Genomic DNA, 15,303 nt, shown 5'->3' with positions numbered 1-15,303 from the left:
TTCATCACAATAATATAAGGTTATAAAGCTATGAAATTTAAAAATGTTAATTTTTACTTGTTACCTTTTGTAATGTTTGGTTGTAGTGCAACTGTTGATCCACATATTAACATGAAACCACCTGCTTATGTTGAAGAGTTAGCTCCTAAACAAAATAATAATACTCAAAGCAATCCCGGATCTTTATTTGGCAAAGGAGATAATCCTTTATTTTCTGATAAAAAAGCTATGAATGTTAATGATTTGGTAACAGTAGTTATTAGAGAAAATGCTACACAAAACTCACAAGGCTCCAAAGCCACAAGCAAAAATAATAATGCCAATTTAGGTGGAGGTCAAATAACTACTGGTGCGGGGCTTAGTAAAGTTAGAGATTTTTTAAATGATTATACTAATGTAGGTTATACAACAACAAGCACTTCACAATATCAAGGTACAGGCTCTCAAACTAGAAGTGAAAATTTTCAAACTACAATTTCTGCTAGAGTAATTAAAGTTTTATCAAATGGAAATTATTTCATAGAGGGAAGTCGCGAGCTTTTAATTAATGGCGAAAAGCAAATCATTCAACTAAGCGGAGTTATAAGACCTTATGATATTTCTCAAGACAATATGATAGATAGCAAATATATAGCTGATGCAAAAATTCTTTATAAAACAGAAGGTGATATAGACAAATCAACCCGCAAACCTTGGGGAACAAAATTTATGGAAACCATTTGGCCTTTTTAACTAAATGGTTTTATATAAAACTTGGTGCATCATTTGAAAATAAAATCAAGTCTCCATTTTTAGTTAATTTTGCCAAAGTTTGCACTAATTTAGATTTTTCTTTTAATACAAAAAAATCCAAAGTGATATGTTTTTGCAAAATCACACTATTAGCTTCTGAAGTAATAATCACAAAATCAAAACATTCATTAATAATTTTACATAATTTTATATTTTCTTCTTCATTTACTTCAACTATACCAGGAGTTACCAAAACTCTTCTTCCTTGATAATTTTTACAAAGCTCATAACTTTGACTCATACCATTAAAATTTCCATTAAAACCATCATCTATAATAAATTTAGGCTCCTTAGAAACTATTTGCAAACGATGTTCAACCGCTTTGAGATTAGATACACTTTTAATAATTTTTTCTATTTCTATACCAAAATAATATGCAAGTAAAACACACACACCGATGTTATAAGCGTTGAAAGAGCCTAATAAATTTGCATGGAAGATATATTTTTTATCATCTAATCTTACTTTAAAATCTAAACCATCTAAACTTGCCCTAACATCACTTAAGCACTTATCATAAAACTCATTTTCATATAAAGTACTTGAATGTAAAAAGTATTTTTCTAAACGCTTAGACTTTAAAGCTTGTAGTTTTGCCTTACGAATATTGTCTTGTGTTTTAAAATATTCTAAGTGGGCTAAACCAATCTCACCTATTACACAAATTTGAGGATTTAAAAACTCTGTAATTTCTAAAATATCATTTTGCTCTCTTGCTCCAGCTTCTACGATATAAATTTGAGTATTATCTTCTAAATTTTCATTAATATCTCTAACTATACCCATAAAAGTATTTACGCTTCTTGGAGTTTTATAGCATTTAAATTCATCTTTTAAAAGTTCATATAAAAAATTTTTAATACTAGTTTTTCCAAAACTTGCTGTAATTAAAATAATTTTTAAGTTTTGATTACCTTGAATTTTTTTATTTGCTTTATTTATAAAATGTTTTTGATTGATCTTTTCTATAAAAAAACTTAGCAAAAAAGTAACTATTAAAGCTTCTAAACCCATCCAAAAGAATGGCATAAATACTAAAATAAAGAGTGATAAAAGTAAAAAATAACGCTTAATTCTAGCAGTAAAAACTAACTTTTTATCCAAATTCTTATATAAATATCCGCCATATAACAAAGATAAAGCAAAAACTATAAAATATAAATAAAAATTTCCACTATATAAGGAAAACACAAAAGCAAAATAAGGAATAATTAAAAAATACAAATGCCACAATGGCTTAGTAAAATGCAAAATTATGCGTGAAAATTTATAAGAATGCCATTGTAAAGTCAAAATTAAGTAAAAACCAAGCAAAAAATTTAAGCTTAAGAAGGCTATCATACTAATCATTTTTTAAAAATTCCTCGTGTATTTTTTCACTTATAAAACCAGCATGCTTTAAGAAGAAAAAATGATCCCCATCTAGTGCAAAAAGTTTTCCTTTTTGTGCCAAAGAGTGAATGATTGCACCGCTTTTTAATGGTGTAGCCTTATCTTCATTACCCCAAAAAATTAAAATAGAATTTTTAAGTTTTTGAAATTCATTTTCCAAATTTTCATTGACAACCTTTTTAAAGGTTTCATACATCACTTCACTCATACCTTGAACATCTTTACTAATAAAAAATTTTCTCCAAAAATCCCCATAAGGAAGATTTTTTAAAATTTTAAACAAGGTTATTTTAAATCTCACCTTAAAACTTTTTGGCAAAATCACACCTGCACTTGAAAGTAAAATCAAGCCTTGAAAATTAGAATTTTGACACATAATAGTCGCAACTTTTCCACCAAAAGAATGCCCCATTATAAAATCCACTTTTTGTTCTATTGTTATTAAAAAGTCTTCTACAACTTTTGCATAAGAATAAGAGTCCATAGGTGCATCTATGCTTGAATTTCCAAAACCAGGTAAATCCAAATAAATTTGCTTAAAATCACTCAAAGGCTTTTCAAAAGCTTGCTTCATAAGCTCTTTATTAGCACCCCAACCATGTAAAATAAGTATAGTTTTATCATATTTTGAATTAATAAGCTCATAACTTAAATTATAAAAATATCCATTAGAATATACTCTAGTTTTTGCCATTTCTAGCCTTTTTTATCTTCATAAATCTTTTCCAAAAGCACTACAGCTTCACTTAAACGCTCATATTCTTCAAAACTCAAAAGCACAGCTTCAAATTTATTGTTTTTTACAATCACCACTCTATTGTTTTCGTTTTTTTTAGTTTTTTCAAGCATAGTGCTGAAATTTCTTACCACTTCGGTGGCTGTGTAAATTTCATCTTTGCTAAAAGTAGCCATGGTTACAATTTGCCTTTTTGACCATTAATACTATGAATAAAAGCATAGTCAATTTTAATTTGTTTTTCTAGTTCTATACTTTTAGCTAGATTATTAATGGTTTGAGTAAAATCTTCAAATAAATAATTTGCCAAAGATCCTGGATTTGGATTAATTTCATTTAAATAAACCTCATCATCTACTACAAAAAAATCACAGCGAACCAAAGCTCCTTTAAATAAAGGATTGTAAATTCTGGTAAAACTATCCCTTAGTTTTTGTTTTAATTCTTCGCTAATATTTGCTTCACTTACTTTAGAACTTTCTGAAAAACCTAAATATTTTTGCTCAAAATCTAAAATTTCATTTTTTTTAGGCTCTTCAATAGTCGAAAATTCCATTTTTTCACCTATCATACAACCAGCTAAATTATATTCTTTTATATTACTTACAAATTTTTCAACTACCACATCCTCATCAAATTCAAAAGCAACATCTTTGGCATATTTAAGCTCACTTTCATCTTTGACTATGCTTATACCTATACTACTTCCAAGTCTTGCTGGTTTTAATATACAAGGAAATTCCAAAGAAACATTTTGCTCTTTATGTAAATTTAAAACCTTGTAATCAAGTGTTTTTACTCCGACACTTTGCGCATAAAGCTTAGTTAAAATCTTATTAAAAGATAAAACACTAGCCTCTATACGCGGTCCTATATATTTTATGCTATAAAAATCAAGTAAAGCAGCTATTTTGCCATCTTCACCATCTTTACCATGAACTATATTAACAACTACATCTATGTCGAGTTTTTTTTCACCTAGCATATTTTTTATAAAAAATCCACCTTGCTTTAACACCAAAGCTTTTTCTTTTTTATAAGCACCGCCACTAAAAGTCTTAGCATTCATTTTCTCTTCATCTATTAGAAAAAATTCCTTATTTTTATCACAAAATATGAATTTTTTTTGCACTTTGAGAACTTTTTTTAATACAACTGCACTTACTATACTAATCTCATGCTCATAAGAATTTGCACCAAAAATTACACCATATACCATTACATCTTCCTTTTATCATGCTAATTTTTTTAAAGCTTCTTTAATAAGTTCGCTAGTATTTTTACTCTCACAAGTTTTTAAAACCTTTAAAATACTTTCTTGTTTAAAACCAAGAGAAAGTAGTGCTGCTAAGGCTTGTGCTTGATCTTGATTGGAATTTTCTATATTGATTTTTGCATCACTTAATTCAGCAATAATTCTTTTTGCGCTTTTTGGACCAATACCTGGAACTTTTTTAAATACACTCTCATCACCATTTTGCAAAGCTGCATAAAAGGTATTTGTATCTAAACTTGAGCAAAGTGCCATAGCAGTAGTTGCCCCTATGCCATTAATCTTGATCAATAATTCAAACATTCTTTGTTCATTAACATCTAAAAATCCATATAATTTATGTGAATCTTCTTTAATAATTTGAGTGATTAAAAATTCAACCTTTTGATTTTTTTCAAAAATACTTGAGCAAAAAAGCGAAACAAAAACACCATAACTTACCCCACTTGAAGTTTTTAAAATTACAAAAGTAGGTTCCTTTTTTACAACTACTCCTTCAATAGCTACTATCATTGTTTATTCCTTATAGTTGCTTATAGAGCGAATTTCATAAACATTAGTGTTATCTTCTGTAATATTTTTTTCAAGCTCAAAACATTGAATTTTTTCTTCATTATGTGGATGATAAGTTAATTCTTTTTTAGGATACAACAAATTAAATTTTATTTCATTCAAATCCATCCATTTTCCACTTTTATTAATAATTTTAGATTTTAAAAAATTATCTTGAATTTTTTTAAGCTTTTCTATATTTGCCTTCTCTTCTTCATTTAAAGCCTCTATCTTATTAGCCAAAATGTTTAAATTTTCTATTTTTTGATTAAAATCTTTAATAGTAATTTTGTAAGCTTGTGGTATAGCTCTTTTTGCACTCATTAGTTCTTTTGCTTTTTGTTGTAAAAGTCGAACAGAATCCTTACTCACATGGATAGTATGCTTTGTCTCTTCAATCTCCCTAGCTAAGTCTTCTCGCTCTTTTTTCAAAGCATCAATATGCAATAAAATTTCTTCTCCGCTTTTTTCATCACCAAAAGCTTTCAAATCCTGTATGATAAGCTTATTGCCACTACCCTCAACTTTTTCTATATGAATTAAGCTTTTTGCACTACATATACAATTTCCACCAAGCTCTTGTATGTAAATTTCATCAGCAATAATCTCTCCTCCCATTGCTTTTTTTATATTAACTTTTTTTGCCTTAACAACTCCATTTTCTAAAGTTTCAGCGTTTAATTCTTCTGCTTCACAATATCCCCTTAAAATATTTACTTCAACTTTTTGACCTATAATAGAACTTTTATGATGGGTACTACCTTTAAGGATTACTTTTTTACCTCTTACAACAGCATCTTGTGCTATATTACCTACAATATCAAGCTCTTGTGCTTCTACGGTAATTCTTGGGCCTATAGCATCTTCTAAAGCATTGGTGTTTTTTATGACAATAATAACTTGCTTATCAAAACCTGCCCAAATAGAACCCGTACTTTTAAAATCAACTTTATTAAATTCAAGATAATTTTCTATTTCATAAATAGATTTTTTCTGTATAATAAAACCATCTTTTTTTGCAATATATTTTACACTCTCATCATCTTCTTTAACTTCAAAATTATCAGAACAAACAATCTTTTCTTTGTTTGTTTTTGGCGGGAGTGCTTTTAAAATTTTAAATCTTAAATCCTTTCCATCGCTACCTTCTTTTGGTTTAATCCTTTCAATAGCCACCTCATCTTTTCCTATAGGTGCTACATAATTTCTATTCATTACATCATTATGTTTTTTTAAATTATCTAAATAATGATATATAATTTCTTCATCAGTAGGATTTTGTGGATCAATACCTTTACTTATATCAAATTCTATTTCAAAATCAAATTTTTGCCTTTCCTTAACTTTAGCGTTAAAATCAATTATTCTCTTTTTTAAGTCATAATTTCTAAAACCAAGCAAATATTTATCTTTTATCATTATCTTATAAATAGCTTCTAAAAGATCTAATGCGAGCTTGTCATAGTAAAATATCACTTCCATAGGCTTTATAATAGCTTTTAGGGAAGTACAAAAATCATTTGTATGTAAATTTATTTCAAACTTTTGCTTATCTGTTGGTTTTTTAAAATAAATTTCTATTTTATATTCTTGTTCTATATTTAAATCATGGATTAAAAATTTTTCATCTTCTTCAAAAATTTTTAATTCTTTTTCATTAACTTTTATCCATTCTTGATTATCATAAGTATAAGAAGTACTAAAACTCAACAATCTAAAATCAAGCTCATCAACTTCACATTTGTTTTCAGAAGCAAACACTAAAAGCTCTTTATATGGATCTTTAGTATATAAAATTTTATTTTCTTCCATAATTTAAGTTTCCTTATTTATGTATAAAATTTTAATTTTATCAAAAATAAAATCAAAATTTAGTTAAAATTATTATTATTAAAAATTTTATAATACTCAAACTAATATTAAAGAATGAAAATTAATGAAAAAAAATATTATTTTTAAAAATTTTATCATCAATGCTTTAGGAATTTTATTTTCTAGAATTATGGGTGTTTTAAGAGATATTATTTTAGCTTTGTATTTAGGAGCTGGAATCTATAGCGATATTTTCTTTGTAGCATTAAAAATGCCTGCGTTTTTTAGAAGAATTTTTGCAGAAGGAGCTTTTGGACAAGCTTTTTTACCAAGTTTTTTAAAAGCTAGCAAAAAAGGTGCTTTTTGTTTAAATGTCTTATTGCAATTTAGCATCATTGTTTTTTTAACTTGTGTTTTAATAAGCTTTTTTGCTGAATTTTTTACAAAAATTTTTGCTTTTGGTTTTAATAAAGAAACCATTATTTTAGCAGCACCCTTAGTTTCTATCAATTTTTGGTATTTATTTTTTATCTTTTTAGTAACTTTTTTAGGCTCATTATTAAACTATAAGCAGAATTTTTTCATCACTTCTTTTTCAGCTTCATTTTTTAATCTTTTTGTGGTTATTGCAGGATTTTTCGTTAGTCAAGATGAACCTTTAAAAGCTTTATATTATTTTTCTTATGCAACCATTTTAAGTGGTTTAGCTCAACTTATATGGCATATTTTTGCTTTAAAAAATACTAGAATTTTAAAAAGTATGTATTTAAGTATCAAACTTAGAAGGACAAAAGCAAGTCTAAATAAATTCCACTCTACTTTTACCCATGGACTTTTAGGCTCTTCAGCTAATCAAATTAGTTCTTTATTAGATACCACTATAGCTAGTTTTTTAATGGCTGGAAGTATTTCTTATTTATATTATTCTAACAGAGTTTTTCAACTTCCCTTAGCACTTTTTGCAATCGCCCTAAGTCAGGTAAGTTTTCCAAAAATATTAAGACATTTAAAAGCAAATGAAGAACAAAAGGCCTTAGCTTTTATGCAAAAGGCTTTTGAGTATTTAAGCATGCTTTTGATTTTAGCTAGTATAGTTGGGATCATTTTAGCTAAAGAAATTGTGGAATTTTTATTTCAAAGAGGAAATTTCAATCAAGAGGATACGAAAATTACAGCATTTTTATTACAAGCTTATCTTTTAGGACTTTTACCTTTTGGCTTACAAAAGCTTTTTTCTTTATGGCTTTATGCCAAATTTAAACAAAAAATAGCAGCCATAATTGCTTTCAAAACACTTTTTATATCAGCATTTTTTAGCATTGTGATTATTTTGCTTATCAAAGAAGAGGCATATAAGAGCTTAGGTATCGCATTGGCTTCATCTATTAGTGCTTTTTATTTATTATATGCTAATATTAAAGAATTTGGTTTTAAAAATCTTTGGGGTATTTTTAGAGTTAAATTTTGGCTTATTAGCATAGTATTTTTAAGTTTATTTGCTTTAGGCTTATTTGAAATTAAAGATATTTTAATACAATTTTTAATTGAAATGTATCATTTTTTTAAAGGTTTATTTTGATGGTATTTTTTGATAGCGTTTTAAAGAAAAAATGCAAATTTGTCCCACATGAGACAAAAAAAGCAAATATTTATCTATGCGGACCTACCGTGTATGATGATGCACATTTAGGCCATGCAAGAAGTAGTGTATGTTTTGATTTTTTAAGAAGAGTTTTAATAGCAAATGATTATGAAGTAACTTTTGCTAGAAATTACACTGATATTGATGATAAAATCTTAAAAAAAATGCAAGAGAGTGGTAAAAGTTTAGAAGAAATTACAAATTTTTACATTGAAAGATATGAAGAGGATATGCGAGCACTTAATATCTTAGAACCTGATTTTAAACCAAAGGCTACAGCTTATATTGAGCAAATGATTGCTTACATAGAAAAACTTTTAGAATTAAACCTAGCTTATAAACTTGAAGATGGAATTTACTTTGATACTAGCAAAGATGATAAATACTTTTATATTTCTAAAAGAAATTTAGAAGATAATCAATCACGCTTAGAAGAAAGTGTAGCTAAAAAAAATGATAGTGATTTTGTCTTGTGGAAATTTGATGAAAAATTTTATCCTGCAAATTTTGGCAAAGGAAGGCCGGGTTGGCACACAGAATGCGTTGTGATGATAGAGAGTATTTTTAAAGACAAACTTGATATTCATGCAGGGGGTATAGATTTACTTTTTCCTCATCATGAAAATGAAGCTTGTCAGTGTCGTTGTAAAAACAACCACGAACTGGCTAATTTTTGGCTACATAATGGCTTTGTGCAAATTAATGGTGAAAAAATGAGCAAAAGCTTAGGAAATAGCTTTTTTCTAAAAGACTCTTTAAAGCTTTTTAGTGGAGAGGTTTTGAGATTTTATCTTTTAAGCGTGCATTATAGAGCACATTTTAATTATGCTTTAGAAGACTTACAAGCTGCCAAAAAAAGACTTGATAAATTTTACCGCTTAAAAAAACGCTTAAATTTAAATGCTTTTATAGGTGAAAAAACCATCATAGAAAGCGAAATTGCTAAAAATATCTTAAAAGTATTAAATGATGATTTAAATGCCTCTAAGGCTTTAGCTTTACTTGATGAGTTTATTAATGAAAGTAATATTTATTTAGATCAAAATCCAAAAGATAAAGTTTATAAAGCTAAACTAGAAAAAACTTTAAAAGAACTTGCATTCATTTTTGGTATAGGTTTTATAGATGCTATAAAATATTTTCAATTTGGCATTAGTAAAGAACAATGTCAAGAAATAGAAGAAAAAATCACTTTACGCAACAAAGCAAAACAAGAAAAAAACTACGCCTTAGCAGATCAAATTCGCAATGATTTAGCTAAGGAAAATATTCTTTTAATGGATACACCAAATGGTGTAGTATGGGAGAAAAATGGATAAAAATTACAAAGAAATGAAGCTTAAAGAAGTTTTTATCCGCTTTAAGCCTTATTATAAAGAGTATTGGTTTTATTTTATTTTAGCTATCATTGGTATGCTTTTAACTAGTGGTGGAACAGCAGCTAGTGCTTATATCATAGAACCTATTTTAAATAAAATTTTTATAGAAAAAAATGTTGAATTACTTTATTATATGCCTTTTCTTGTTGTTTTAATTTATGCTTTAAAAAACCTTGGTGCTTATATGCAAGTTTATTATATATCGTATGTTGGAACAGATATTTTAAGAAGATTAAGAGAATTAGTTCTTGGTAATCTTTTGCGTTTGGATATGAGTTTTTTTCAAAAATATAGAAGTGGAGAACTAATTAGCAGATGCACTTCTGATATTGGAGCTTTGCAAAATATTGTTTCTACCATTATACCTGAAATTTTAAGAGAAAGTTTAACCGCGATTGGACTTTTAAGTGTTGTCATTTACCAAAGTCCAAAACTTGCTTTTTTTGCTTTAGTGATTTTACCTTTGGCAATTTACCCTCTTGCTATTTTTGCTAAAAAAATTAAAAAAATAGGACGCAATACTCAAGAAAAAAATTCCGATCTTACTTCAAGATTAAGTGAAATCTTTTCTAATATAGAACTGATTAAAGCTTCTAATGCAGGCAAAAACGAAATGCAAAAATTTAGCCAAACCAATAGTGAAGTTTGCAGACTTTCTTTAAAAGGCATTAGAATCGAAGCTTTAAGTAGTCCTTTAATGGAATCTATGGGCTCAATTGGATTTGCAATAGTAATTATAATAGGAGGGAAAGAGGTTATAGAAGGAAGTTTAAGCATAGGTTCTTTTTTTAGCTTTACTACGGCTTTATTTATGGCTTATACCCCTATTAAAAGGCTTTCATCACTTTATACAAGATTGCAAAATGCAGTAGCAGCAAGCGAGAGAACTTTTTACCTAACTGATTTAAAACCGCAAATTAAAGGTGGCAATGAAAAACTTACAGAAAGTATTCAAAATATTCATTTTAAAAATGTATCTTTAAGCTATCAAAAAGATAAAATGGTATTAAAAGATATAAATTTTTCTTTTAATAAAGGAGAAATTCTAGCTCTAGTTGGATCAAGCGGTGGAGGGAAATCTTCTATTATTAATCTTTTAATGTATTTTTTTGAAAAAGATAGCGGAGAAATTTTAATTAATCAAAAAGATATTAGTTCTTTTGATATTATTAGTTTAAGAGAAAATATCTCTTTAGTAACTCAAAATATTTATATATTTAATGATACCATAGCTCAAAATATTGCTTATGCTAAAGAATACGATGAAACACGCGTAATAGAGGTTTTAAAACAAGCTAATGCTTATGATTTTGTACAAGAACTTGGTGGCATACACACTGAATTAAAAGAGCATGGGAAAAATCTTTCAGGTGGGCAAAAACAACGCATTGCTATAGCAAGAGCTTTATACAAAAATCCTCAAATTTTAATTTTTGATGAAGCCACTTCAGCACTTGATAATGAAAGTGAAAAAGCCATAGTAAAAACCATAGAAAGTCTAAAAAAAGATCGCTTGATTCTTATTATCGCTCATAGGCTTAGTACTATAGAAAATGCTGATAAAATTGCAGTACTTGATAAAGGTAAAATTGCATCTATAGGAAATGATGAATATTTGATGAAACATTGTGAAATTTATCAAAAATTAAAACAAAAGACTCAAAAAACTAATAAAATAAAAGAAAAATAAAACTAAAAATTATTATTTTTTTAGTAAAATATCTTAATTTTGCAAAGTAAGGAAAAAAATGACTTATGATAGTTTAAAACCTTTAATTTATAAATTAGATCCAGAAAATGCTCATGCTTTAGTTGAATTTGGTATGCGAACTCTAGATTGCATATTTCCTGGAGGATTTAGTTTTTTCGCAAAAGATTATATAGTAAATGATGAAATTTTAAATCAAGAAATTTTTAATCTAAATTTCTACAATCCCGTTGGTTTAGCAGGTGGATTTGATAAAAACGCAACTATGATACGACCACTAAGTGCTTTAGGTTTTGGCTTTTTAGAATATGGAACTTTCACCCCAAAACCACAAAGTGGCAATGAAAAACCTAGACTTTTTAGACTTGTTGAACAAGAAAGTATTCAAAATGCTATGGGGTTCAATAATAAAGGCAAAGATGCCATTGCGAAAGAAGTTAAAAAAGTTTATCCTTTTAGTATACCTTTAGTAGCAAATATAGGCAAAAATAAAATTACCCCAAACGAAGAAGCTATTAATGATTATATTATTTTATTAAAAGAATTTAAAGATTTGTGCGATTTATTTGTGATTAACATTTCTTCACCAAATACCAAAAATTTAAGAGATTTGCAAAGTGAGGAATTTGTAAGTATCTTATTTACTCAAGCAAAAGAAATTACAGATAAACCTGTGATTTTAAAAATCGCTCCAGATATGAGTATAGATAGTGCAATTTCACTTTGTAAAAGTGCTATTAGTGCAAAAGCTGATGGCATTATCATGGCAAATACTAGCATAGATTATTCTTTGATCGACAATACAAGAACCTTTGGTGGAATTAGTGGTAAATTAATCACTCAAAAAAGTGCAACATTTTTCAAAGAAGTGGCTAAAGAAATTTACAAAGATACTATTTTAATAGCAAGTGGAGGTATAGATAGTGCCGAGCTTGCTTATGAGCGTATTAAAAATGGAGCAAGTTTGGTTCAAATTTATACAGCCATGATTTTCAAAGGACCAAGCATTGTTAAAAATATCAATCAAGGCTTAATCGAACTTTTAAAACAAGATGGTTTTGATCATATTAGTCAAGCTATAGGAGTTAATTTTAAATGATTAATTATAAAAAAATCACCCTTGAAAATGAACTTGAAATTTACGCCTTACCTGTAAATAAAAAAAGTGGTGTTATAAGTGTAGATATTTTTTATAAAGTTGGTTCAAGAAACGAAAAAATGGGAAAAAGTGGCATAGCTCATATGCTTGAACATTTAAATTTTAAAAGTACAAAAAATTTAAAAGCAGGTGAATTTGATGAAATAGTCAAGGGTTTTGGCGGAGTAGATAATGCAAGCACAGGCTTTGATTTTACTCACTATTTTATAAAATGTTCTAGCGATAATTTAGATAAATCCTTGTGGCTTTTTGCTGAATTAATGCGTAATTTAAATTTAAAAGATGATGAATTTCAACCTGAAAGAAATGTAGTTTTAGAAGAAAGACGTTGGAGAACTGATAACAATCCTTTAGGATATTTATATTTTAGATTATACAATCATGCTTTTTTACATCATCCATACCACTGGACCCCGATAGGCTTTTTTAAAGATATACAAAATTGGAAAATACAAGATATACAAGAATTTCATCAAACTTTTTATCAGCCAAAAAACGCTATTTTGCTTGTGAGTGGTGATATAAATGAAGATGAAGTTTTTGCTTTAGCTAAAAAGCATTTTCAAAATATAAAAAATACTAAAGAAATTCCTATAGTTCATGAAAAAGAACCTGAACAAGATGGTGCTAAACGCATAATCTTACACAAAGAAAGCGATACGCAGTTACTGGCACTTGCATATAAAATTCCAGCATTTAACCATGAAGATATGCCAAAACTTTGCGCATTAAGTGAGCTTTTAGGAAATGGGAAAAGTTCTTTAATAAATGAAATTTTAATTGATAAATTAGAACTTATCAATGAGTTTTATGCTTATGCAAGTGAAAACATAGATGAGAATTTATTTATATTTATTTGTGTTTGTAATGAAGGAATAAAAGCAGAAGATGTTGAAAAAGAGCTTTTGAAAATTCTTGAAGATGTAAAAAATGCTAAATTTGATGATACTATCATGGAAAAAATCAAAAATACCGTAAAAAGTGATTTTATTTTTTCATTGAGCAATGCAAGTAATGTTGCAAATATTTATGGTTCTTATCTTGCAAAAGGTGATTTAAAGCCTTTGCTTGATTATGAAAAAAACATAGAAAATCTAAGTAAAAATGATTTAATTCATTGTGCTAGAAAATACTTTAATGAAAGCAAATCTACTACAATAATCTTAAAAAGGGGTGAAGATGGACAATAAAATCATCATAGGAGCAATGACAGCTTTAATAACACCATTTAAAAATGGAAAATTAGATGAGCAAACTTACCATAAACTCATCAAAAGACAAATTATAAATGGAATTGATGCGGTAGTGCCTGTTGGAACAACCGGAGAAAGTGCAACTTTAACCCACGAAGAACATAGAATTTGCATAGAAATAGCCTTAGATGCGTGCAAAGGAAGTTCTTGTAAAGTTTTAGCAGGAGCAGGAAGCAACGCTACACATGAAGCTGTTAGCTTAGCTAAATTTGCACAAGAGCATGGAGCTGATGGAATTTTAAGTGTTACTCCATACTATAATAAACCCACACAAGAAGGTTTATATCTTCACTATAAAGAAATAGCAAAAAGTGTTGATATACCTGTGCTTTTATATAATGTACCAGGAAGAACAGGATGCGAACTTCAAACAGAAACTATTATAAGATTATTTAGAGATTGTGAAAATATTTATGGAGTTAAAGAAGCTAGCGGAAGTATAGATAAATGCGTTGATTTACTAGCACATGAACCTAGAATGATACTTTTAAGCGGAGAAGATGCAATTAATTATCCTATACTTTCAAATGGTGGAAAAGGTGTGATTTCAGTTACTTCAAATTTACTTCCTGATATGATTTCAAAATTAACTCATTTAGCTTTAGAAGAAAAATATATTGAAGCTAAAAAAATCAATGATGAGTTATATAATATTAATAAAATTTTATTTTGTGAAAGCAATCCTATACCTATTAAAGCAGCGATGTATATAGCAGGTTTAACTCCTACTTTGGAGTATCGTTTGCCACTTTGCAAACCTAGTGATTGTAATTTAGCAAAAATAGAAACAATTATGAAAAACTATAATATAAAAGGATTTTAATGGATACTTTTTTTCAAAACAAAACTTTAGTAATTAGTGGCGGAACAAGAGGAATTGGGAAAGCTATTGTATATGAATTTGCAAAAGCAGGTGCTAATATAGCTTTTACTTTTAATTCTAACGCAAATTTAGCTCAAGAAATCGTAAAAGATTTAGAATCAAACTATAAAATCAAAGCAAAAGCTTATGAATTTAACATACTTGAACCAGAAACTTATAAAGAATTATTTGAAAAAATTGATCAAGATTTTAACAGAATAGACTTTTTTATTTCCAATGCTATTATTTCAGGTCGTGCTGTTGTAGGCGGATATACTAAATTTATGAAATTAAAACCAAAAGGTATTAATAATATCTTCACAGCAACTGTTAATGCTTTTGTTGTCGGAGCACAAGAAGCAGCAAAAAGAATGGAAAAAGTTGGCGGAGGTAGCATACTTTCAATCTCATCAACAGGAAATTTAGTTCATATTGAAAATTATGCTGGTCATGGTACTGCAAAAGCAGCCGTAGAAGCTATGGCAAGATATGCTGCAACTGAACTTGGCTCTAAAAATATTCGCGTAAATGTAGTAAGTGGCGGACCAATCGACACTGATGCACTTAAAGCATTTACAAATTATGAGGAAGTTAAAAATGCGACTATTAATCTTAGTCCATTAAACCGCATAGGAGAACCTCAAGATCTAGCTGGGGCATGTTTATTTTTATGTTCTGATAAAGCAAATTGGATCACAGGTCATACTTTAATTGTAGATGGCGGTACCACTTTTAAATAATT

At 28.1% G+C, this 15,303-nt stretch carries 14 protein-coding genes; 8 read left to right on the top strand and 6 right to left on the bottom strand.

The annotated features are described in order from the left end of the window. Positions 1–30: 30 nt before the first annotated feature. Entirely contained in the window at positions 31–732 is a 702-nt protein-coding gene (gene flgH / locus CARM_RS03550) for a flagellar basal body L-ring protein FlgH (protein WP_139425089.1), read from the top strand. A gap of 10 nt (positions 733–742) precedes the next feature. Here flgH and CARM_RS03545 read toward each other — a convergent pair whose 3' ends face one another. From CARM_RS03545 to CARM_RS03520, 6 genes are read right to left on the bottom strand one after another with little or no spacing between them, the layout of a single operon-like run. After that, positions 743–2,143, bottom strand: coding sequence for a Mur ligase family protein (locus CARM_RS03545; RefSeq protein ID WP_139425087.1), 1,401 nt, complete (start codon positions 2,141–2,143; stop codon positions 743–745). Next, entirely contained in the window at positions 2,136–2,879 is a 744-nt protein-coding gene (locus CARM_RS03540) for an alpha/beta fold hydrolase (RefSeq protein WP_139425085.1), read from the bottom strand. Before CARM_RS03540 ends, CARM_RS03545 begins: the two co-directional genes overlap by 8 nt. A gap of 2 nt (positions 2,880–2,881) precedes the next feature. Continuing rightward, positions 2,882–3,097 carry a type II toxin-antitoxin system Phd/YefM family antitoxin gene (locus CARM_RS03535; RefSeq protein WP_139425083.1) on the bottom strand — a complete coding sequence of 72 codons (216 nt, stop codon included), beginning with the start codon at positions 3,095–3,097 and terminating at the stop codon, positions 2,882–2,884. Positions 3,098–3,099: 2 nt separating this feature from the next. After that, a complete protein-coding gene (locus tag CARM_RS03530) occupies positions 3,100–4,140 on the bottom strand; it encodes a D-alanine--D-alanine ligase (protein WP_139425081.1) in 1,041 nt (346 codons plus the stop codon). Positions 4,141–4,155: 15 nt separating this feature from the next. Beyond that, a complete protein-coding gene (gene ruvA / locus CARM_RS03525) occupies positions 4,156–4,707 on the bottom strand; it encodes a Holliday junction branch migration protein RuvA (protein WP_139425079.1) in 552 nt (183 codons plus the stop codon). Positions 4,708–4,710: 3 nt separating this feature from the next. After that, positions 4,711–6,558, bottom strand: a complete 1,848-nt coding sequence (locus CARM_RS03520) for a flagellar assembly protein A (RefSeq protein ID WP_139425077.1) — start codon at positions 6,556–6,558, stop codon at positions 4,711–4,713. Between the two features lie 124 nt (positions 6,559–6,682). On the opposite strand from CARM_RS03520, the gene murJ reads away from it, so the two are divergent. The 7 genes from murJ to CARM_RS03485 are packed head-to-tail and all read left to right on the top strand — an operon-like array spanning position 6,683 to position 15,301. Beyond that, on the top strand, positions 6,683–8,137 hold the full coding sequence (gene murJ, locus CARM_RS03515) for a murein biosynthesis integral membrane protein MurJ (protein ID WP_139425074.1): 1,455 nt from the start codon (positions 6,683–6,685) through the stop codon (positions 8,135–8,137). Further along, complete coding sequence (gene cysS / locus CARM_RS03510; protein ID WP_139425071.1) at positions 8,137–9,519, top strand: cysteine--tRNA ligase; 1,383 nt, start codon at positions 8,137–8,139, stop codon at positions 9,517–9,519. The genes murJ and cysS overlap by 1 nt, the downstream gene beginning before the upstream one ends. Beyond that, the gene (locus CARM_RS03505) at positions 9,512–11,269 is read left to right on the top strand and encodes an ABC transporter ATP-binding protein (protein WP_139425068.1); all 1,758 of its coding nucleotides are present in this window, start codon (positions 9,512–9,514) and stop codon (positions 11,267–11,269) included. Before cysS ends, CARM_RS03505 begins: the two co-directional genes overlap by 8 nt. 58 nt (positions 11,270–11,327) lie before the next feature. Then, complete coding sequence (locus CARM_RS03500; protein ID WP_139425065.1) at positions 11,328–12,386, top strand: quinone-dependent dihydroorotate dehydrogenase; 1,059 nt, start codon at positions 11,328–11,330, stop codon at positions 12,384–12,386. Beyond that, positions 12,383–13,636, top strand: a complete 1,254-nt coding sequence (locus CARM_RS03495) for a M16 family metallopeptidase (RefSeq protein ID WP_139425062.1) — start codon at positions 12,383–12,385, stop codon at positions 13,634–13,636. Before CARM_RS03500 ends, CARM_RS03495 begins: the two co-directional genes overlap by 4 nt. Beyond that, a complete protein-coding gene (gene dapA, locus CARM_RS03490) occupies positions 13,626–14,522 on the top strand; it encodes a 4-hydroxy-tetrahydrodipicolinate synthase (RefSeq protein WP_139425059.1) in 897 nt (298 codons plus the stop codon). Before CARM_RS03495 ends, dapA begins: the two co-directional genes overlap by 11 nt. Then, positions 14,522–15,301, top strand: coding sequence for an enoyl-ACP reductase (locus CARM_RS03485; protein WP_139425056.1), 780 nt, complete (start codon positions 14,522–14,524; stop codon positions 15,299–15,301). Before dapA ends, CARM_RS03485 begins: the two co-directional genes overlap by 1 nt. Positions 15,302–15,303: the final 2 nt, after the last annotated feature.

Source organism: Campylobacter armoricus (assembly GCF_013372105.1).
Classification (GTDB): domain Bacteria; phylum Campylobacterota; class Campylobacteria; order Campylobacterales; family Campylobacteraceae; genus Campylobacter_D; species Campylobacter_D armoricus.
This window is presented reverse-complemented; position numbering and strand designations above follow the sequence as displayed.